21 protein-coding genes are annotated in these 19,613 nt (G+C 72.2%); 13 read left to right on the plus strand and 8 right to left on the minus strand.

Going from position 1 to position 19,613, the window contains the following annotated elements; all coding sequences use genetic code 11:
- The first annotated feature begins 105 nt into the window (after window positions 1-105).
- On the plus strand, window positions 106-1,209 hold the full coding sequence (locus F4562_RS16035; RefSeq protein ID WP_311733782.1) for an LCP family protein: 1,104 nt from the start codon (window positions 106-108) through the stop codon (window positions 1,207-1,209).
- A gap of 31 nt (window positions 1,210-1,240) precedes the next feature.
- Here F4562_RS16035 and F4562_RS16040 read toward each other — a convergent pair whose 3' ends face one another.
- A complete protein-coding gene (locus F4562_RS16040) occupies window positions 1,241-1,900 on the minus strand; it encodes a GOLPH3/VPS74 family protein (protein WP_184537178.1) in 660 nt (219 codons plus the stop codon).
- 193 nt (window positions 1,901-2,093) lie between these two features.
- On the opposite strand from F4562_RS16040, the gene F4562_RS16045 reads away from it, so the two are divergent.
- The gene (locus F4562_RS16045) at window positions 2,094-2,678 is read left to right on the plus strand and encodes a DM13 domain-containing protein (protein ID WP_184537176.1); all 585 of its coding nucleotides are present in this window, start codon (window positions 2,094-2,096) and stop codon (window positions 2,676-2,678) included.
- Between the two features lie 50 nt (window positions 2,679-2,728).
- On the plus strand, window positions 2,729-3,334 hold the full coding sequence (locus F4562_RS16050) for a TenA family protein (RefSeq protein WP_184537174.1): 606 nt from the start codon (window positions 2,729-2,731) through the stop codon (window positions 3,332-3,334).
- A gap of 22 nt (window positions 3,335-3,356) precedes the next feature.
- Here the strand turns inward: F4562_RS16050 and F4562_RS16055 are convergent, their stop codons facing one another.
- Window positions 3,357-3,731, minus strand: a complete 375-nt coding sequence (locus F4562_RS16055; RefSeq protein ID WP_184537172.1) for a cupin domain-containing protein — start codon at window positions 3,729-3,731, stop codon at window positions 3,357-3,359.
- Window positions 3,732-3,878: 147 nt separating this feature from the next.
- Between F4562_RS16055 and F4562_RS16060 the strand changes: the two genes are divergently transcribed.
- Together F4562_RS16060 and F4562_RS16065 are read left to right on the plus strand one after the other, a co-directional pair.
- Window positions 3,879-4,202 carry a rhodanese-like domain-containing protein gene (locus F4562_RS16060; protein ID WP_184537169.1) on the plus strand — a complete coding sequence of 108 codons (324 nt, stop codon included), beginning with the start codon at window positions 3,879-3,881 and terminating at the stop codon, window positions 4,200-4,202.
- A 187-nt stretch (window positions 4,203-4,389) separates the two neighbouring features.
- Window positions 4,390-5,769: a purine-cytosine permease family protein gene (locus F4562_RS16065; RefSeq protein WP_184537168.1), complete on the plus strand. Its 1,380-nt coding sequence runs from the start codon at window positions 4,390-4,392 to the stop codon at window positions 5,767-5,769.
- Between the two features lie 202 nt (window positions 5,770-5,971).
- On the opposite strand, the gene F4562_RS16070 is transcribed toward F4562_RS16065, so the two are convergent.
- The gene (locus tag F4562_RS16070; RefSeq protein ID WP_184537166.1) at window positions 5,972-6,559 is read right to left on the minus strand and encodes a methylated-DNA--[protein]-cysteine S-methyltransferase; all 588 of its coding nucleotides are present in this window, start codon (window positions 6,557-6,559) and stop codon (window positions 5,972-5,974) included.
- A gap of 81 nt (window positions 6,560-6,640) precedes the next feature.
- Here F4562_RS16070 and F4562_RS16075 point away from each other — a divergent pair, with 81 nt between their 5' ends.
- Window positions 6,641-8,557, plus strand: coding sequence for a sensor histidine kinase (locus tag F4562_RS16075; protein WP_184537164.1), 1,917 nt, complete (start codon window positions 6,641-6,643; stop codon window positions 8,555-8,557).
- Between the two features lie 157 nt (window positions 8,558-8,714).
- Window positions 8,715-9,170, plus strand: coding sequence for an ATP-binding protein (locus tag F4562_RS16080; protein ID WP_312872136.1), 456 nt, complete (start codon window positions 8,715-8,717; stop codon window positions 9,168-9,170).
- Window positions 9,171-9,290: 120 nt separating this feature from the next.
- Here F4562_RS16080 and F4562_RS16085 read toward each other — a convergent pair whose 3' ends face one another.
- From F4562_RS16085 to F4562_RS16095, 3 genes are all read right to left on the minus strand, one after another.
- The gene (locus tag F4562_RS16085; RefSeq protein ID WP_184537162.1) at window positions 9,291-9,983 is read right to left on the minus strand and encodes a YidC/Oxa1 family membrane protein insertase; all 693 of its coding nucleotides are present in this window, start codon (window positions 9,981-9,983) and stop codon (window positions 9,291-9,293) included.
- Between the two features lie 91 nt (window positions 9,984-10,074).
- Complete coding sequence (locus F4562_RS16090; RefSeq protein ID WP_184537161.1) at window positions 10,075-10,341, minus strand: DUF6412 domain-containing protein; 267 nt, start codon at window positions 10,339-10,341, stop codon at window positions 10,075-10,077.
- A complete protein-coding gene (locus F4562_RS16095) occupies window positions 10,338-10,505 on the minus strand; it encodes a hypothetical protein (protein WP_184537159.1) in 168 nt (55 codons plus the stop codon). Before F4562_RS16095 ends, F4562_RS16090 begins: the two co-directional genes overlap by 4 nt.
- Window positions 10,506-10,632: 127 nt before the next feature.
- Here F4562_RS16095 and F4562_RS16100 point away from each other — a divergent pair, with 127 nt between their 5' ends.
- Window positions 10,633-11,328 (plus strand): response regulator transcription factor, encoded by a 696-nt coding sequence (locus F4562_RS16100; RefSeq protein WP_221206065.1) that lies wholly within the window; start codon window positions 10,633-10,635, stop codon window positions 11,326-11,328.
- Complete coding sequence (locus F4562_RS16105; protein WP_311733780.1) at window positions 11,325-12,458, plus strand: sensor histidine kinase; 1,134 nt, start codon at window positions 11,325-11,327, stop codon at window positions 12,456-12,458. The genes F4562_RS16100 and F4562_RS16105 overlap by 4 nt, the downstream gene beginning before the upstream one ends.
- 33 nt (window positions 12,459-12,491) lie before the next feature.
- Here F4562_RS16105 and F4562_RS16110 read toward each other — a convergent pair whose 3' ends face one another.
- Window positions 12,492-13,037, minus strand: a complete 546-nt coding sequence (locus F4562_RS16110) for a hypothetical protein (RefSeq protein ID WP_246473448.1) — start codon at window positions 13,035-13,037, stop codon at window positions 12,492-12,494.
- Window positions 13,038-13,267: 230 nt separating this feature from the next.
- Between F4562_RS16110 and F4562_RS16115 the strand changes: the two genes are divergently transcribed.
- From F4562_RS16115 to mptB, 3 genes are read left to right on the plus strand one after another with little or no spacing between them, the layout of a single operon-like run.
- On the plus strand, window positions 13,268-13,621 hold the full coding sequence (locus F4562_RS16115) for an STAS domain-containing protein (protein ID WP_184537157.1): 354 nt from the start codon (window positions 13,268-13,270) through the stop codon (window positions 13,619-13,621).
- The gene (locus F4562_RS16120) at window positions 13,621-14,301 is read left to right on the plus strand and encodes a glycosyltransferase family 2 protein (protein ID WP_184537155.1); all 681 of its coding nucleotides are present in this window, start codon (window positions 13,621-13,623) and stop codon (window positions 14,299-14,301) included. Before F4562_RS16115 ends, F4562_RS16120 begins: the two co-directional genes overlap by 1 nt.
- A gap of 45 nt (window positions 14,302-14,346) precedes the next feature.
- A complete protein-coding gene (mptB, locus tag F4562_RS16125; protein ID WP_311733779.1) occupies window positions 14,347-15,807 on the plus strand; it encodes a polyprenol phosphomannose-dependent alpha 1,6 mannosyltransferase MptB in 1,461 nt (486 codons plus the stop codon).
- Here mptB and F4562_RS16130 read toward each other — a convergent pair.
- The gene (locus F4562_RS16130; protein WP_184537151.1) at window positions 15,689-18,106 is read right to left on the minus strand and encodes a hypothetical protein; all 2,418 of its coding nucleotides are present in this window, start codon (window positions 18,104-18,106) and stop codon (window positions 15,689-15,691) included. The genes mptB and F4562_RS16130 overlap by 119 nt on opposite strands.
- 191 nt (window positions 18,107-18,297) lie before the next feature.
- On the opposite strand from F4562_RS16130, the gene F4562_RS16135 reads away from it, so the two are divergent.
- On the plus strand, window positions 18,298-19,566 hold the full coding sequence (locus F4562_RS16135) for a glycosyltransferase 87 family protein (protein ID WP_184537149.1): 1,269 nt from the start codon (window positions 18,298-18,300) through the stop codon (window positions 19,564-19,566).
- Window positions 19,567-19,613 lie beyond the last annotated feature (47 nt).

A 19,613-nucleotide genomic window follows, 5' to 3' on the forward strand; every position in this document is an offset into this window, starting at 1 on the left:
GCCTCCTCCCGCGGATCGTCACCTCGCGAAGCGTCCTCCCGTGAAGCGGCCTTCGGCGCTGCGTCGGGCCCCGGGGAGGCGTCGCCCCGACAGGGGAGCGCGCGGGTGTACGGCAAGGCGAGGTCGGGGGCCGGCCCGGTCAGGCCGATCGGCCCGTCCCCCGGCCCTGTCCCCGGCGGTCCTGTCCCCGGCGGTCCGGCCGGTCCCCCGCCGGGTTCGGGAGGCGGCTTCGGCCTGAAGGGCTGGCGGCCCAAGCGTCCGGGCAGACTGGCCGCACGCGTCCTCATCGGCCTGCTCGTGGTCGTGCTGGTTCTGGCCGTCGGCGGATACTTCGTGATCAACTCCCGGCTGGAACGGATCGACGCGCTCGGCGACTACGAGGGGCGCCCCGCCGACGGTCCGGGCACCAACTGGCTGCTGGTGGGCTCCGACAGCCGCGCGGGCCTGACCGCGGCCCAGCGGAGGAAACTCGCCACCGGCAAGGCCGTCGGCCGCCGCACCGACACGATGATGCTGTTGCACATCCCCGAGGGCGACGGCCGGCCCACCCTGGTCAGCCTCCCCCGCGACTCGTACGTGCCGATCGACGGCCACGGCAGCGACAAGCTCAACGCCGCCTACTCCTTCCAGGACGGCGGCCCCAAGCTGCTGGCCAAGACCGTGGAGAAGGTCACCGGGGTCCGGATCGACCACTACATGGAGATCGGCTTCAGCGGCTTCGTGGGCATCGTCGACGCCATCGGCGGCGTCGAGATCGACGTCAAGCAGGACATCAAGGACCCCAAGGCGGGGATCGACCTGAAGAAGGGCCGGCAGGTGATGGACGGCGCCACGGCCCTGGGCTACGTCCGCACCAGGGCCACCGGCGCCATCCCCGACCTCGACCGGACCCAGCGCCAGCGCCAGTTCTTCTCCGCCGTGGTGAAGAAGGCCGCCAGCCCGGGCGTCCTGCTCAACCCCTTCACCTCCGTACCGCTCGCGCTGAGCGCCACCGACTCGGTGGCGGTCGGCGAGGAGACCGGCGCCTTCAACCTGCTCTCCCTCGGGCTGGCCATGGGCGGCAACCCGATCACCACGGCCGTCCCCGTCGGATCCCTGCCCACCATCAACGGCCAGGCCGTCGTCAAGTGGGACCGGGAGAAGGCGCTGCGCCTGTTCAACGCGCTCGCCGAGGACAAGCCCGTTCCCAAGGACGTCCTCGGCAAGTGAGTGCGGTGCGGGAGCCCGTCCGCCGGCGGGCTCAGCCGGAGGCGGCGCCCGAGGTGCTCGCGGCGACGGCCCCGGCGATCACCGCGGTCATGACGGCCGCGTTGACCGCGGCGATGGTCTTGGAGACCGCCTCGCCCGCCCAGTCGCCTTCGGTGATCTCCTTGATCCGCTCCTTGCGCGCGTCCGGGAACGCCTTGCGGTCGATCTTGGCCGCGTGCAGGACCGCTATCAGGACGGCGGTCCGCTCGTCGGGGTCGGCCCCGGCGAGGACGCCCCGCACCCGCTCCCGGATGCCCCGCTCGATCTCGGGGTCGCTCTCCGGGTAGCGGGTGCTCGGGAAGATCCCCAGGATCCTGCGCTGCTCCTCGCGCAGCACGCCCCGCTCCGCCAGGCGCGCCAGCAGGCGCTTGCGGAGCTTGCCCGAGTTGAACCGCTGCACCCACCACTCGGGTTTGCGCGGCTTCGACTCGGCCGCGATCCGCTCCAGCGCCGCGTCGAGTTCCTCGTCCCCGAGGGGCGTCGTGTCCCGTACGGTGACCTTCCGGTCCGCGAGGTCGATCCGGCCCTCGACGGCCAGTTCGGCCAGCAGGGCCCCGCCGAGCGCCGCGTCCAGCTCCGTCGAGCCGATCAGTTGCTTGCCCTCCTGCTCGTCGTAGGCGAGAAGGAGCACTTCCTCGGTGATCGTCGTCATCGTTCGAGACTACGTCGGAGGCGGCCGGCCGCGGCCGTACCGGCGGCGACCGGCCGTCGTCTCCCGGCGACTCCGGTGTCTTCCGACGCCCTGGTTTCCGCCGGTGCCGCGGTGGTGTCCGGCCCCGTAAGCACTCCGTAAGCGCCGCGGGCCCCCGGCCGGGATAGCGTCGGCCCGAGGTCGGAGGGACATCATGAAGATCAGAAAACTGCTGAGGCATCCCGCCACGTGGGTCGTCGCGGCCTTCGCCGCCGTCGCGTTCGGCGTCGCGCTCTACCTTTTCCAGCCCTGGCGCCTGTTCACCACCGTCGAGGTGAACGAGGCCGTGCCCGTCGTCGCCGACGCCCCGCCGTCCACGACGGGGCAGCAGGGTGGGCAGGACGCGTCGGACGCCCCGTCCGCGCCGGCCCGCAAGCCGAAGACCGTGGCCGCCGGCACGTTCATCTCCCACGAGCACGAGACCCGGGGCCGGGCGAAGGTGCTGGAGCTGGCCGACGGGAGCCGGGTGCTCAGGATCGAGAACCTGAACACCTCCGACGGTCCCGACCTGCGGGTGTGGCTGAGCGACCAGCCCGTCAAGGAGGGCACCGCCGGTTGGTTCAACCTCGACGACGGCGAGCACCTGGAGCTGGGCAACCTCAAGGGCAACAAGGGCAACGCCAACTACGCCATCCCCGCGGACGCCGATCTCGACAGCCTGAAGACGGTCACCATCTGGTGCAAGCGCTTCAGTGTCTCCTTCGGTGCCGCGGCGCTGACCCCGGACACCGCGGCCTGAGACACCGCGGCCTGAGACACCGCCGGCCGGACTGCGACAATGCTCGGCTTATGAGCGTTTCACAGCAATTGCATGTCGTCGGCCGTTCCCTTCTCGGCGAGCAGCTCGCGCACCCGACGGTGGCCGGGATCGCCCGCGGGGACCTTCCCGAGCCGGTCTTCCGGTCCTGGCTCGAGCAGGACTACCTCTTCCTCCTCGACTATGTGCGGGTCTTCTCCCGGCTGGCGTGGCAGGCCCCCGACGGGCATCTGGGCGACCTGGTGGACCTGGCCCACGCCACGCTCCACGACGAGCTGAAGCTGCACCGGTCGCTGTCGGCGGAGTTCGGCGCCGACCTCGACGGGGCGAGGAAGGGGCCGGCCTGCGCCGCCTACACCGCCTTCCTGCTCGACTCCGCGGCCTCCTACGCCGACGGCCTGGCCGCGCTCTACCCGTGCATGTGGGGTTACTCGGCGCTCGGTCGTGCCCTCGCGGAGAATCCTCCGGCCGAACCGCGCTACCGCGCCTGGGTCGACACGTACGCGGATCCGGGCTTCGCCGCGCTGACCGAGCGAATCGCCGTGATGATCGACGAGGCGGTCGTCGACGCCGAACGGGCCAAGGCTCTCTTCGCTCAGGGGATGGCGCACGAGCTGGCCTTCTGGGACGTGCCCTGACCCGGAGGCGGTGAGGGAGAGGTCACCGGGCCCACGGCGGCAGGACGGTCCGCCCGTCCAGGGTCGCCGTGATCCCGGCGGAGGTGCACGCGATGGCGCCGGCCGGTTCGGTCGGCGAGCCGTTCCTGATCGAGAACGGGACGCCGGGCGGCAGGATCAGCGCGTCTCCCGCCTCGATCACGTGCTCGACGCCCCCGATGACGCCCACGATCCGCCCCGACTGGGCGACGAACACCTCCTCGCGGTCGACGCTGTGCTCCCTGCTCTCCGCGCCGGGCTCCATCTCGAGTGACCAGACGGCCAGTTCCGACGAGCCCCGCGAGGGGACGGCGAGCGAGCGCATGGTGATGCCGCCGTTGTCGAAGACGGGGGCGTCGGCCAGTTTCGCGGTGGTCATGCTGCCTCCAGATATGGTCAACCTGATTGACTGTATGCCGAAAAGGTAAATCACGTTGACCATCTCGTCAACCGTTCGCACGCCGGAGGGAGGGGGTGTCCGGCGGCTTCGCCCTCCACCGGGGCTCGGACTTGGGACAATGGCCTCATGAGTGTTCCTGAGGTCGAAGCGCAGGCGGTGCCCGAGGGCGTGTTCCTGCTCGATGTGCGAGAGAACGACGAGTGGCGGGCCGGCCACGCGCCCGGGGCCGTCCACATCCCGCTGGGCGAGTTGCAGGCCCGGGTCGGCGAGGTGCCCAAGGACGCCCCCGTCTACGTAATCTGCCGGGTCGGCGGCCGTTCGGCCAACGCCGCCGCCTGGCTCAACCACGTCGGCTGGGACGCGATCAACGTCGGGGGCGGCATGCAGTCGTGGCACTACGCCGGCCGCCCGATGGTCGCGGAGACCGGCGGTGACCCGTTCGTGGCCTGAACCGCTCATCGGGGGCGAACCCTTGTCAGAAAGGAAATAGATGACATAATCAGCACGAATTGCTTACCGCGGGAGCTCGGGCGAGACCGGGCTGAGAGGGCGGAACCACGCAGGGGGTCACACGGGCCCCCGCCGTGCCGCCGACCGCATGAACCTGTCCGGGTAATGCCGGCGTAGGGAGCGTGTGATGAAGTCTGCCGCCGTCGGCCCCCGGAGCGGCCCTTCCGAGACCGTCGACCCGAAAGCGGCCGAGGCGCCCCTCACCCTGGACGAGGCCCCGCCCAAGGCCCTCGGCGTGCTCGACCAGGGTGCGCTGTGGGCCAACCTCGGTGTCAGCCTGCTCGGGTTCTCCGGCGCGATCACCCTGATCAACCCGCTCGGCGACCGGCCGCTGAGCTTCGCGGCGGCGATCCTGGCCGCCGTCGCGGGCAGCCTCATCGGCACCGCGATGGTCGGCCTGGCCGCGATCCCCGGGCAGCGGACCGGCGCCCCGGCCATGGTCCTGCTCCGCGGCCTGTTCGGCGCGCGGCTGTCCTACCTGCCGACCGTGCTGAACATCATCCAGATGATCGGCTGGGGCATCTTCGAGCTCTGGGTCATCGCCCGGGGTGCCCAGGCCATCGCCGGCTCCCTCGGGGCCACCGGGGTGCCCTACGCGGTCTGGGTGGTCGTCGCGGGAGTGATCACCACCGCGTTGACCATCCGACCGCTGGGAGCCGTCCGGATCCTGCGCAGGTACGTCACCGTCGGTGTGATCATCTCGATGGCCTGGTTCCTCGTCGCGCTGTTCCGGCAGGTCCCGACGGTCAGCGGTGGATCATGGGAGGCGTTCGCCCCCTCGGTCGACTACGTGATCGCGCTCTCGGTCTCGTGGGTGCCCGTCGCGGCCGACTTCGCGCGGTTCTCCCGATCCGGCAGGGCCGCCTTCACCGGCGTCGTCGGCGGCTACACGATCGCCCAGGTCGCCTGCCTGACCCTGGGAATCGCGGCGCTCGCGCTGGTCGGCAACGACCCCGGAAAGGTCTGGGACCCCTTCGTCGCCGCGGCGCTCGGTCCGCTGTTCTTCGGTATCCTGGTGCTGCGCGAGACCGACCAGTCGTTCGTGAACGTCTACTCCACCGCCATGTCCCTGCAGAACCTGCTGCCCCGGCTGGACCGCCGGGTCATCTCCGTGGCCGTCGGCGCGCTGGTCACGCTGATCGCGATCTTCGCCACCTCCGACGCCTACACCGCTTTCCTGGGCCTGATCGGGGCGGTCTTCGTGCCGATGTTCGCGGTGCTCGCCGTCGACTACTTCGTGCTCGGCGGCTCCCGCCGCTGGGACACCTCCGACGACGCGCCCGCACGGCCGCTCATGATGGTGCCGTGGGCACTCGGCTTCGTGGCCTGGTGGATGCTCGCCGCCCTGCCGGTCGCGCCGGAACTGAGGTGGTGGACCTCGTTCTGGACGGGCGCCCGCGACGCGATCGGGTTCGTCCCGCAGCCGTGGATGAGCTCCGCCGTCGGAGCCTTCCTCGTCGCCGGGCTGGTGACCCTGGCCCTGGGAGCCCTGCGCCGCCGCAGGTGAGCGACCGGCCCCGCGGTCCGGGGCCGTCCGCCGGCCGCGTGCCGTCGTCCGCCGGCCCGCGCGCCGACGGCGGGCACGACGGCGTGCGTGGACGATGAGCATGGGCAGCGGGCGATGAAGTATGGACGGGCATGGGCGGACATGGACGGGCATGGACGGACGCATGGACGGGCATGGACGGCGGGAGAACCGCCGGGGCGTGCTACGCGCCGGCGGACGGGCGGCGGCGCGCGCCGGTGCTCTCGATCCGCAACAGGCGTTCCTTGGCCGCCGCGCCTCCGGCGTAGCCGCCGAGGACCGCGTCACTCTCCACCACCCGGTGACACGGCACGATCACGCACACCGGGTTGCTCGCGAGCGCGTTGCCGACCGCGCGCAACGCCCTCGGCCTGCCGATCCGCTCGGCGATCTCGCGGTACGTGGTCACCGTCCCGTACGGGACCGACAGCATCATCTGCAGCACGGTCCTGGCGAACTGGGTGGTCAGCCGCAGGTCGACCGGGGTGGTGAAGGCGCGCAGCCGGGCGGAGAAATAGGCGTCGAGCTCCCGCCGGACCGGGTCGAGCCGCCGGGCGTCCGGCCCGATGAACGTGCCGACCTCCTTGCTGATCCGCTCGAAGACGACGTTCTCGTCCTCGTAGCTGCACGCCACCACGCCCCGGGCCGTGACGGCCAGGGTGAGGCGCCCCACCGGGCCGTCGAGTGTTCCGAAGGCTATCTCGGGGTGGCTCGTGCCGATGTAGTCGGGCGACGTCACCCGTAGCAGTGCATCGATGTCGCCGGATGACACGGCCCCACCCTTTCGTAGCCAGGTGTGTGGTGACCGCAGCGTATCGGACGGATCGCCCCCGCGAGTGGCAACACGTGCGGGATGAAAGTGCCAAGATCAGGCCGGTCGAGACGGCACTATGGGTGTGTGCTGGACTACAGGGCCGGGAGTGACGGAGGCATCGGCCGTGCGGTCGTCGCCGCGGCGCCCAACGCGATCGTCGCGATCGACGAGGAGGAGTCGGTCATCGCATGGAATCCCGCCGCCGAGCGCCTGTTCGGCTGGTCGGCGTGCGAGATGATCGGCCGTAGGGCGCCGGTCGTCCCCGAGGAGCTGAGGGCCGAGCACAACGCGGTCCTGGAGAAGGTCCGCACCGGCGGCCAGGTGTCGCTGCGGACCAAGCGGTTCCGCCGCGACGGCAGCCTGTTCGACGTGCGGGTCGACACCGGCGTCCTGTGCTCGGACACCGGGGAGCTCCTCGGCTACGTGAGCGTCTACCACCTCGCCCAGGACGACGAGACCGCCAACGACCGCCACGCCCGCAGGACGCAACTCGTCCGCAGGCTCACCGACGTGGTGGCCGACATCAACGCCGCGCGGGAACTGCCGGACGTGCTCGACCGGATCGCGGCCAGTCTCGCCGAGCTGACCGGGGCCGACGCGGGCGGCTTCGTGCTCATCGAGGGCGACCGGCTCCGGCTCGTCGCCCGGCACAAGCTGCCCGAGACACTGCGCAACTCCACCGCCGACCTGCGCACCAGCCTGGTCGGCAAGCTGTTGCGCGAGGGCCGGACCGTGATGCTGGAGACCGGTGACCGGGCACGGCTGGACGAGCTGATCTGGTCGCAGCTGCCCGGCCTGCACACCATCGCGCTCGGCCTGGCGGTGGTGGGCGGACGGCCGTACGGCGCGCTGTACGCGCTGTTCGCCAAGCGCAAGGCCGGCCATCTGGAACTGGAGCTGCTGGAGCTCCTGGCCGGTCACGCCGGCATCGCGGTGGGCAACGCCACGGCCTACCAGGAGGCGGTGCGGCAGCGTGCCCACGAGCGCGCGGTCTTCGACGCCAGCGCCGACGGCATCGCGGTCCTCGACGAGACGGGCCGGGTCACCCAGTGGAACCCGGCGGCCACCGAGCTGACCGGTTTCCACGCCGCCGAGGTGATCGGCGGGCCGCCGCCGTTCCGGCTGCCCGGGCCGGGGGACAAACTCACCATCCAGCTTCCCTCGGGCACCTGGCTGGACGTGCTCTGCGCCGAGATCGTGGAGACGGGCGAGATGGTGGTCGACTTCCGCGATGTCACCCGGGCCAAGGAGCTGGAGGAGGCCAAGGACCTGTTCCTGGCGACCACCAGCCACGAGCTGCGCACCCCGATCACCGTCGTCCGCGGCTTCGCCAGCACGCTCGACACACGCTGGGACAGCATGACCGACGCCGAACGCCGCTCGGCCGTGCACACCATCGCCGAACGGGCCCGCTCGCTCGGCCAGCTCATGGACCACCTCCTGCTCGGCTCCCGCGCCGGGGCCCCGGAGCTCCCCTTGAGGATCGAGGACTTCGACCTGGCCGAGCTGGTGCGGGCCGCGACGATGGGGCTGCCGGTGCTGTCGGACCTGCACCGGATCGAGGTTTGCCTCCCCGACGACCTGCCCCCGGTCTCGGGAGACGTGCTCGCCACCGACATCCTGCTGGGCCAGCTGCTGGAGAACGCCTTCAAGTACTCCCCGGACGGCGGCCTGATCAGGGTCGAGGCGTGGGCGGACGGCGACCGGGTGGTGCTGGTCGTCGACGACGAGGGCGTGGGCATCTCCCCTGCCAGCAGGGAGCGGGTCTTCGAGCGCTTCGTCCAGGGCGACAGCGGTGACCGTCGCAGGTTCGGCGGGGTGGGGCTCGGCCTGTACATCGTCCGGAGTCTGGCGAGGGCCCAGGGCGGTGACGTCTCGGCCCATCCGCGGCCCACCGGGGGCACCCGGATGCGCCTTGCCCTGCCCATCGCCGACACGCCCGGGGCCCATACCTGATCGACACGCCGAGGCGGTAACAAGTCGGTAACGGATGAGCTGATCTATTGTCGAATGTGCACAACCCGTAATTGGCACTCGGTTTCTCAGCCCATCTAACGGGGCATTTCGGTCGTAGTGGGGTGTGTCCCTCAGGGGGAACAGGCATAACGGGGAGGTGAGTGCGTCGAGCGTCGTCTTGTTGCCGTATGCACCGTCCAGCGTCGCTGTCGCACGTCAACGCCTCTGCTCTGACCTGCAAGAACGGGGTGTTTCCGAGCCTGCGATCGACGACGCGGTGCTCGTGGTCAGCGAACTGCTGAGCAACGCGCTTCGACATGCGCACCCGTTACCGTCAGGGCAGATCAGGGTCGCGTGGCACTGGATCGAAGACCACGTCGAGGTCGCGGTGAGTGACGGTGGGGCCGCCACCGAGCCCCGCGCCGGACGTCCGACGCTCTCCTCCCTGGGGGGACGAGGTCTCGGAATCGTCGACTACATCGCCTCCCGGTGGGGGGTCCGGCACGAAGGAGACGTCACCACGGTGTGGGCCGTGGTCACCGCGTCCGAGACGCTGGGTAACGGCCATCTCTCAGCCCCCGAGCCGGCCCCGGCCCTTCGCGAGTGCGGTTAGCCTCCCGCCCCGCCGCGTTCCGTCCGATGCCCACCTGTCATGGGACCGGGCGGGATACGGACCGGGGCGGGTCTCGCCGCCCGGCGGGCCCCTCCGTCCGGGTGAGTGCCGGGCCGGGTCTCACCGCGCGGTGAGTGCCGGGCGGTGCAGCACCGCCCGCTCGGCGGCCGTCCACGCCGTCGTGACGAGCAGGTAGATTCCCGCCGCGAGCGGCAGCACCGCCGCGGCCAGCACCGTCCCGTACGGCAGCAGCGGCAGCACCCGGCGCAGCGCCGGCTGGACCTCCTCGCCCATCGTGCGCCGCATCCGCCGCGACGTGATCGTCGCGACGGCGGCGAGCAACAGGAAGAGTCCGGCGAACACCAGCGCCGGCCCGCTGATCAGGCCGAACCCGGCGACCGTGCCCGCGAACTGCTGCCCCAGCTGCACTCCGAACAGCCCGTGCGTGAGCAGCGCGTTGGCGTGTCCGGCGATCGTCGAGGAGACGAAGACCTGGTACATCACGGTGAAGAACGGCAACTGCGCCATGCCTGGCAGGCAACCGGCCAGCGGCGAGGTCTTCTCCCGGGCGTACAGGGCACTCAGCTCGCTGTGGAGCCGCTCGGGTTGCCGGGCGTACCGCTCCCTCAGCTTCCTGACCTCGGGTGCGAGCCGTGCCCTGGCCCGCTCACCCCTTGCCTGCATGACGCCGAGCGGCAGCAGCAGGAGCCGTACGCCGAGGGTGAAGACGACGATCGCCAGCGCGGTGGAGTCCAGCGGCTCGGCGAGGGCGGTGATGAGACCGGCGGTGAAGCCGATGACGGAGTCGAACATGCGAAGGGCCCTTCTGACTGGTGCGTGGACAGCGCAGAAGGCGCCCGCGGAACGGGACGTCGGGAAGCGGACCCGAGCGGGTCCGCGAAAGTCACGCGGGCGCCGGGCCCGCCGAGGGTGCTCGGGGCCGGGACCTCCCGGCCGCGTCGGGGTCGCGCTGCCGGACGAACAGGCCCCGCCCGGCCCGCTCCCGCCGGGACGGCGGCACGCGCCGCTCCGCCTCGGAGGCGACGGGCATCCGGCGCAGCGCCGCCCAGGCGAGCAGGAGCACGCCGAACCCGACCACGGCGGCGATGGTCAGCCCGCCGTCACCGGCCAGCCAGGCGGCGAGTGTCTGGAGCGCGACCAGCAGGTTCACCTGCCGGACTTGCCCACCATCGTGACCACGGCGACGACTGCGAAGGCCACCACCGCGAGCACGAGCACGAACTTCAGCAGCCCGAACAAGGCGGGCAGCACCAGCCCGAACACCACGTAGAGCGCAAGCAGGAGACCGATGACCGCAAGCACGACACGACTCATGAGATCTACCGTACGTCCGGAAGCCCGGGGACGTGACCGGGGAACATAACGATCAGATCCTTACGGATCCTTACGGAGCGGTGACGAGGCTGGGGAACGGTCCCCGGTGGGGCCTACCGTGGTGACCATGAGCGCGCGCATTCTGGTGGTCGACGACGATCCGATGGTGGCCGAGGTCGTGGCCCGCTATCTGGAGCGTGACGGCCACGCGGTCGAGTGCGTCGGAGACGGCGCCGAGGCGCTCAGACGTGCCCTGTCCAACCCGCCGGACCTGATGGTGCTCGACCTGATGCTGCCCAAGATGGACGGACTCCAGGTCTGCCGGAAGCTCAGGGAGCGCTGGCCGGTCCCGGTGATCATGCTGACCGCGCTGGGCGACGAGATGGACAGGGTGGTCGGCCTGGAGACCGGGGCCGACGACTACGTCACCAAGCCGTTCAGCCCCCGCGAACTGGCGCTGCGGGTCCAGTCGGTGCTGCGCCGGGCCCGCGGCGGCTCGGTGCCGGCCGGCACGGGCGTGCTCAGGGACGGCGACCTGACGGTCGACGTCGGGGCTCACGAGGTGCGACTCGGCGGCACGGAGATCATGCTGACCGCCCGTGAGTTCGACCTCCTGGCCCACCTGATGCGCAACCCCCGCCAGGCGTTCAGCCGCTCCACCCTGCTCGACCAGGTCTGGGGCTGGTCCTTCGGTGACTCCTCCACGGTGACCGTGCACGTCCGGCGTCTGCGCGAGAAGATCGAACCCGACCCGACGGCGCCCCGGAGGATCGTCACCGTCTGGGGCGTCGGCTACCGCTACGAACCGCTGGCGGAACCGTGATCCCCGAGATGCTGGTGATCGTCGCCGTCACCGCCGGGCTCGGCCTGCTGGTCGCGGTGGCCGGCCTGGGGGTGATGTGGCTACTGCGCGGCCGGTCGATCGGCGCGATGCTCGCGGTGGTCGCCGTGGTGACCGTGGTGGCCACCGTGGGCGGTGTGGTCGCCATCACCCTGAAAATGATCATCGAGGGCACGCCCCGTGACATCGTGCTCAGCGTGGTCGCCGTCGGCGGCCTCGTCGGCATGGGCGTCGCGACGGTGCTCGCCCGCCGGGTCGTGGCCGCCAGCCGCAGGCTGGTCGACGCCGTCCGGGCGGTACCGCCGTCGGGGGAGTTCACCCCGCCCACCGGCCTGCCCGCCGAACTCGACACGATCGCGAGGACCCTGGACCAGGCATACCGGCGGCTGCGCCTCAGCCACGAACGCGAGCGGGCACTGGAGAGCGCCCGCCGCGAGCTCGTCGCCTGGGTCAGCCACGACCTGCGCACCCCGCTGGCGGGGATGCGGGCCATGGCCGAGGCCCTGGAAGACGGCGTGGTCGACGACCCGGAGACCGTCGCCCGATATCACCGGCAGATCCGCCTGGAGGTCGACCGCCTGTCGGACATGGTCGACGACCTGTTCGAGCTCTCCCGGATCCACGCGGGCGCCCTGCGCCTGTCGCGCCACCGCATCGGTCTCGGCGACCTCGTCGCCGACGCGCTGGCCGGGGTGGAACAACTGGCCAGAGCCAAGGGGGTGCGGCTCACCGGCGACGTCGGGCCGGTGGTGCCGGTGCAGGCCGACGCCGGTGAACTCTCCCGGGCACTGCGCAACCTGGTGGTCAACGCCATCAGGCACACCCCAGGCGACGGCACCGTCTGGGTGCGCGCCGACGTGCGGGACGGGGTCGCCTGCCTGTCGGTCACCGACTGCTGCGGCGGCATCCCGCCGGGCGACCTGCCCCGCGTCTTCGACGTCGCCTTCCGCGGCGAGGCCGCCCGCACCCCCAGGGCGGACGGCGCGGGGGCGGGGGCGGGCCTCGGGCTGGCGATCGCCCGGGGCATCGTCGAGGCGCACCAGGGCTCGATCGGCGTCGTCAACACCGGTCCCGGCTGCCGCTTCGAGATCCGCCTGCCCCTGTCGGCCTGAGGCCGGCTTGAGCGACCCGGCCGGCGGAACCCGTCACGGGGTGGCGGCCCCGTTGGACGCCGGTGCCTGGGAGACGTCCCGGTCGGGGGGCGTCGTCGCAGAGGAGACCGGCTCGCCGGGCTCGCCGGGCCTCACCGGGACCATGAGGGTCATCCGGGCACACTGGCCGTCGTCGGGCTCGACCCGCTGGCAGGAGGTGAGCCTCCTGCTGGTGCCCAGGCATTCGACCATCGCGCGGAACGTCGGGCACGGCCAGCGCCACATGCAGCTCCGGCAGCGCAGGATGGGGTTGGCGGCGTCGCTGGTGATGCCGCCCGCGTCACGCGGCTGATGGAGGTCGAGCAACCTCACTCCGAGCGTGGCGAAGTCGAGCAGCTCCTCGCGTGCCCCCTCCAGGAAGTCGAGGTCTTCGACCGACAGGTGCGTTCTCACCGGGATGTATCCCTCGTGGTTCACCAGGCTCCGCAGGGAACTGGCGGCGTCGCGCCACGAGGTGGCCTTGTCGGTGCGGGCGATCATGGACTCCAGGTGGTTCCGGAGCCGTTGCCGCTGCAGATCCTCAGGCAGGTCTGTGTTCATCGATGCGTTCGAGCCCGTTTCTGTAACTCAACGGCCGCCGCTGGCGTGGCGCAGCGGCGGTCGGGAGGCCCCGGGTCTCCTCCCATTTTCCGGCCAAGCAGGCGTTGCGCTGTGTCAAGTCTCGCGCACCGAGGGTTTCCATGAGACCGAAACCGGGGACAAAGGGCCGGACGACTCGGGTTGACCGAGAGAACGTGACCAGCGGCTCCGGCGCCGCTAGTGTGCCCGCTGTGGAGCTAAAAGTCGCAACTCGATCTCATGCCGGACACGCCGTGATGGCCGTCGTCGGTGAGATCGATCTTTATACCGCGCCCCGCCTGCAGGCCGAGTTCGCCCGGCTGCTCGACGAGGGCCGCACCACCCTCGTGGTCCTCGACATGTCCGCCGTGGAGTTCTGTGACTCCACCGGCATGAACGTCCTGCTCTCCGCCCTCAAGCGGCTGCGCGAGCGTGGCGGCACGCTGGAGGTCGCCGGGCCCCGGCCGGCCGTGCGCAAGATCCTCCAGGTCACGGGCCTCGACTCGGTGTTCGTCGTGCACGACGCGGTGCCCGAGAAGCTGTTGACGTCCGAACCTCAGGGATGATGACCGGCACCGCGGCGATCATCCCCGCCAAGAACGAGGAGGAACGGATCGCGGCCACCGTGGCCGCGGCGCTGGCCCTGCCCGGGGTCGATCTCGTCGTGGTCGTCGATGACGGCTCGACCGACCGGACGGGCCGGGCGGCCAAGGCCGCCGGCGCCCGCGTCGTACGCCACAGCCGCAACCGCGGCAAGGCGGCCGCGATGGAGAGCGGCGCCGAGGCGGTGCGTGTGCTCGACGGCGACGACCCTCGCCATCTGCTGTTCCTGGACGCCGACCTCGGCGAGAGCGCCCGCACGGCCGCACCGCTGATCGAGCCGGTCACCGCGGGTGAGGCCGACATGACGATCGCCGTGTTCGTCACCCGCGTGAAGCTCGGCGGCCACGGCTTCGTCGTGCGCCTGGCCCGCGGAGGGGTCGAACGCGCCACCGGCTGGAGCCCCTCCCAGCCGCTCAACGGCCAGCGTTGCCTGACCAGGGCCGCCTTCCAGGCCGCCCTGCCGCTGGCCCGCGGCTTCGGAGTGGAGACCGGTCTCACCATCGACCTGCTCCGCAAGGGCTTCCGGGTGCGGGAGGTGCCGGTGGAGATGGCGCACCGCGCCACCGGCACCGACTGGAGGGCCCAGCTCCACCGGGCCAGGCAGTTCCGCGACGTGGCCTGCGCTCTCCTCACCCGCAGGTGACCGGGTCCCGTCCGGGCAGCGGGCGGGATGTGCTGGAATTTGCGGGTGACTCGGGAAGCGTCGGTCGTCGACCGCGGGCGGGGCCGCACGGGCGGCCCGACCCGGTGGTCCGCCGTCGCCGCGTACGGGGCCATGGGGCTCTCTGCCGTGCTGACGGTCCTGATCGGGTTGCTGGGCCCCTCGGCCATGGTGCCCCGCCTGCCGGGCCCGTCCTGGCACCCCCCCTACTCGCTCCAGGCCGATCCCGGCCCCCATCTCGTCATCGCCATGGGTGCGGCGGCGATCCTGCTCGGCGGGGCGGGACTGGCCGCGGCGCTGCGGTCGCCCTGGCGACCCGATCCGCGCTGGCCGCTCATGGCCGGCTGCGCCGTCGCGGCGCTGCTCGCCCTCCTGCCGCCCTCCGGCTCGGCCGACCACCTCAACTACGCCGCCTACGGCCGTCTGGCCGCCCTCGGCCACGACCCGTACGCGGTCACGCCCGCCGAACTGCCCGCCGACCCGGTGACCGGCGCGGTACAGGAGTGGACCGGGGTGACGAGCGTCTACGGCCCGGTGGCGACCGCCGTGCAGGCACTCGCGAGCCTGGCCGGGGGAGACTCGGTCAGGTTGACGGTCTTCGCGATGGCCCTGGTCAACGCGGCGGCGTTCATCGGCACCGCGTTGCTGCTGCACCGCCTCACCGCAGGCGACCCCGAACTGCGGCTGCGGGCGGTGCTGCTGTGGGCGGCCAACCCGTTGATGATCTATCACCTGTCGGCCGGGATGCACGTCGACACCCTCGCCGTCGCCTGCATGGTCGCCGCGCTCATGGCCGGCGGTGCCCGGTCGGGGCTGCTGCTGGGGCTCGGCATCGGGGTCAAACTGAACGCCGGGCTCGTCGCGCTCGGCCCCGCCTGGGAGCTGCGCCGCTCGCCCGCCCGGCTCGCCGTCGTGGCCGGCACCGCGACGGCGACCGTGGCGGCCGTCTACGCGCTCGCCGGATCGCACGCGTTCGACCAGGTGAGCGCCGCGAGCAGGAAGGTCTCCCTGGCCACGCCCTGGCAGCTGGTCAAGGGCGGCCTCCAGGGGGTGTTCGGGCCGGGCGCCTACTCGGCGTGGATCCAGGCGGGTTCGCTGATCCTGCTGGCGGCCCTGGCCTGGGCGATGTTGCGGGCCGTGCCCGCCCGCACCGCCCCGGCGGTCGCCGCGGTGCTGGTGGTCGCCTGGCTGTTCGCCGCCCCGTACGCGCTGCCCTGGTACGACGGCCTGGCCTTCGCGCTGCTGGCGATGGCCTCCTGGCCCGCCCTGGAGGGCTTCATGGTGGCGCGGGTGACCGTGCTGTCGCTGGGCTACCTGCCGGCCAGGGAGATCCTCCGCCCCGCGGACCTGGAGTGGACCAAGACCCTGCTCAGGGAGACGGCGGTGCCGTGGACGCTGCTGGCGTTGACGGCCGCTCTGCTGTGGTGGGCGGTGAGAGCTGCAACACGCGCACACAGGCGGCCAGGGTCAGCGGCACCGCGACCGTGAGCGCCATCGCCGGGATCGCGATGCCCGAGTCGTTCATCAGGAAGCCGATCAGCGCGCAGGCCAGCGCTCCCAGCAGCCCGGCGCGCAACGCGGGGGCCAGCGCGTAGGCCCGCCCCAGCGCCGGGGCACCCCATCGCGACGGCCGGTTCAGCACCAGGAACAGGAACGCCAGCGCCACCAGTGAGAGCAGCGACAGCGACCAGTTGCCCACCGTGACCCCGATCATCGCCCGGAACTTGCGGCCGACCACGGTCCAGGCCTCCCCGTCGAGCACCTGCTGGACGAACACCCCCAGATGGGTACGCCGGTCGGCGGGCCTGAGCCAGTCGGCCACCGCGATGGCCCCGATCAGCAGGCCACCGGCCAGGCCGACCAGGCCGAGCTTGACCGGCGAGACCCGGCTGCCGGACAGCAGGATCAGCAGCACGGCCACCCCGACGAGGAACGCCGGCACCCCGCCGAAGTCGGCACCCCAGGCAGGCCAGCCGTCCGCGAACACCGCGAACCCACCGTAGACGGCGCACACCGCGAGCGCGAGCGCCCGGCGTCCCCGCGAGAGCAGCCACTGGGCGACACCGGCCAGCGCCAGGATCGTGCCGGCCGAGAAGACGGCGAAGGCGATGTTGCTGAACCCGTAGAAGCGTCCGCCGATGATGGGCTCGTAGCCGGTGACCGCGTTCACCTGGAGTGCGGAGCCGGTCATCACGTCGGCCAGCAGTGCCACCGAGGTGATTGCGGCGACCGCGGTCAACGGGCCCAGCGGATGTGCCCGCCAGGGCCCGGCGAAGGCCAGGGCGGCGATCGCGCAGGCGATGCCGAGGATCGTCACGATCACCCCGGCCATCGGGACGGGCAGGCTCCACCACGGCACGAGCTGCGCCAGGAACGTCGAGACGGCGACGGCGCCGCTGACCACCGCGACCACCTGGACCGCGGTCAGGGCCCGGGAGCCGCCCCAGCCACGCCGGATCGCGACGGCGGCCAGCAAGTAGAACAGGATCTGCACCGCCACGAACACCGCGAAGAACGGGCCGCGCACCTCGCGCAGCACCTGGTTGGCGAGGTCGTCGTCGGCCAGCTCGGCGACCCGCGCGGAGACGGGACCGGAGACCGGCCCGCCCCCCTCCCAGGCACGGCCCACCACGCCCTTGGGGACCGCGAGGCCCAGCAGGCCGACGACCGTGGCGGTCAGGTCGGTGTTGGTGACCAGGCCGTCCTGGCGGGTGGAGGTGGCGGTGAGACGGCCGCGCGGGTACGGCTCACCACCGGCCGAGGGCCCGTGGGCGATCGCCACGTGCAGGTGCGGGGTGGTCGACGTGTCGGCCAGCCCGGCGACCAGGACCGTCGTGCCCGCGGGCCGTGACGGCAGGCGGCCGAGGAGCGTGCCCACCGTGCGGTCCGCCCGCACGACCGCGTCACGCCTGGTCCGCTCGGTCATCGCGGGCGGAACGTCACCCGCTGTGGGGCCCGTGGTGGCGCCCGTCGCGGGGGACGGTGTGGTACCCGGCGCGGGGCCCGCTGTGGGGCCCGTGGTGCGGCCCGCCGCGGTGTCCCCACCCAGCCACGCCCGGGTGAGGTCGCCGGCCTCCAGCATGATGAGCCGGTACGGGACAGGATCGCCGAGCTCCTCGACACTGGCCGCGTATTTAGCAACATTTCCTGACTTGTCGGCGGCGCCGAGTGCGGCGCCCGGCCCGATCGCGGCCACCGCCACCCCCGCGTCGGCGGCGAGCTGACCGACCTGCCCGAGAACCGGCCGGTAGTCGGTGGCGGCGTTGAAAGCCGTTAGCTCCGCCCAGTCCGGCACCCTCACCCCGCCGCCCGGCACCGGCTCCGGCGCCCGCGGCGCCGTGCAACCCGCCCCGGGCGCGCCAGCGCGCTGACCCGCCGAGACCGTCAGCCAGCCCGCCACCGGGCAGGTGACGCCCCGCTCCGGCAGCGGCACCGCCCGGGTGGACATGGACGCGGCCCCGCCCTCCGCCACGAGCCGCCACAGGTTCGGCGTCCGGGCCGGGTCGAGATCACTCCACTCCAGCCCCGGCAGCCCGACGACCACCACCCCACTGGGAAGCGCCCGCGCGACCGAGGCCGCCGAGGCCGTACCGGTGCCCAGGACCGCGGTGAGCCCGCAGAACGCGGTCAGGAGCGCCAGCAGCGCCGCCAGAGAGGCCCGGGCGGCCCACCGGGCACGCGCCGCCCGGCCGTTCCGGATCACCGAGCCGTCCGGTCGCGCCGCCCGGCCGCCCGGCCGCGTCATCGAGCCGCCCGGCCGCGTCACCCGGCCGTTCCGTTCCGTCACCGGCCCGCCCCGCGCTGCGATCAGACCCTCCGCTCGCGCCGCCCGGCCGCCCGGCCGTGTCACCTGACCGGACGGGTGCCCGGCGGGCCGGTGCGCGGACCCGTGACCGCGGTGCGTCAAAGCCATCAGTCCCCCATGCCCGTACCCCGTCGGCGGCCGTGTCCTCCGGCCCCACGGTAACCTGCCTGCTCGTGACGACTGGCGAGGTGACGACGACCGTCCGGCGCCCGTGGACGTGGCTGCCCGCGCTGCTGCTCATCGCGGCGGCGGTGGCTCCGCTCGTGCTCCACTGGCTCGGCAACGTCGACGACCAGCGCCTGGTCGACCTGGACGTGTACCGTACCGGCGGCCAGGCGGTCCTCGGCGGCCGGCCGGTCTACGACTTCGTCACGCCCGCGCCGCAGCTGTTGCCGTTCACCTACCCGCCGATCGCCGCGCTCCTGGCGACCCCGCTGGCGGTGATGTCGTGGCCGGTTGCCCAGTGGGTGTGGACGGCCCTGATCTTCGCGACCCTCGCGGTGACCGTCCGCCTGTCCTTCCGCCCGGCCCTGGAGCGGGTGGGCGGGCTGTGGCCCCCGCTGGTGTTCGCCGCCCTGATGATCGCGTGCACCTACCTGATGCCGATCAGGGACCAGGTCCGCTTCGGCCAGGTGGACATCCTGCTGGTCGCCCTCTGCCTGGCCGACTGCGCGGCCCGTCGCCCGCTCTGGCCGCGCGGCATGCTGATCGGCCTGGCCACCGCGGTCAAGCTCACCCCCGGTGTCTTCCTGATCTACCTGCTCATCGCCGGATTCGGCCCGGGAGGGGGGCGGGAGCAGCGCCGGGCGTTCCTCATGGCGTCCTTCACCGCCGCGCTGCTCACCCTGCTGCCGTTCCTGGTGATCCCCGCCGACGCCGCCGACTTCTGGTTCCGCGCGCTGCTCGACTCCGAACGGGTCGGGGCGAACGCCGCGACCACGAACCAGTCGATGCGCGGCATGCTCATCCGGCTCTACTGGCCCGACGTGCTGACGAGCCTGCTGTGGGTGGCGGCGGTCGCCCTGGTCGCCTGGTTCGGCTTCCGGTACGCACGCCGCGCGCTGCTCGACGGGCATCCGATCACCGGCGCGGCCCTGGCCGGGCTGATGGCCGTGCTGCTGTCCCCGGTGGCCTGGATCCACCACCTCGCCTGGGTGGTCGTGGTCCTCGGGGCGCTGGCCGGGGACGGGCGTGACCCGGTCAGGCTCAGGGTGGCCGCCGGGGTCTGGCTCTACTACGTGCTGCCGATCCCCTGGTGGGGGGTGACGATCAAGGCAGCCGAGATCCCGGTGCTCAGTCCGGTGATCGGCAAGATCGTGCAGAACGGGTTCGGACTGGGTGCGCTGGTCCTGGTCTGGCTGCTGGGAGTCTGGCTGCCCAGGCGCAGGGAGGTTTTCCGGACGTCTCCGCCACCCGGCGGCCATCGGGAGGCGGAAGGATGAGCTGCGGAAATGCGGAATTCCTCCCGCATTTCCGGTCGAGGTGCGGA

This window comes from Streptosporangium becharense (assembly GCF_014204985.1).
Classification (GTDB): Bacteria; Actinomycetota; Actinomycetes; order Streptosporangiales; family Streptosporangiaceae; genus Streptosporangium; species Streptosporangium becharense.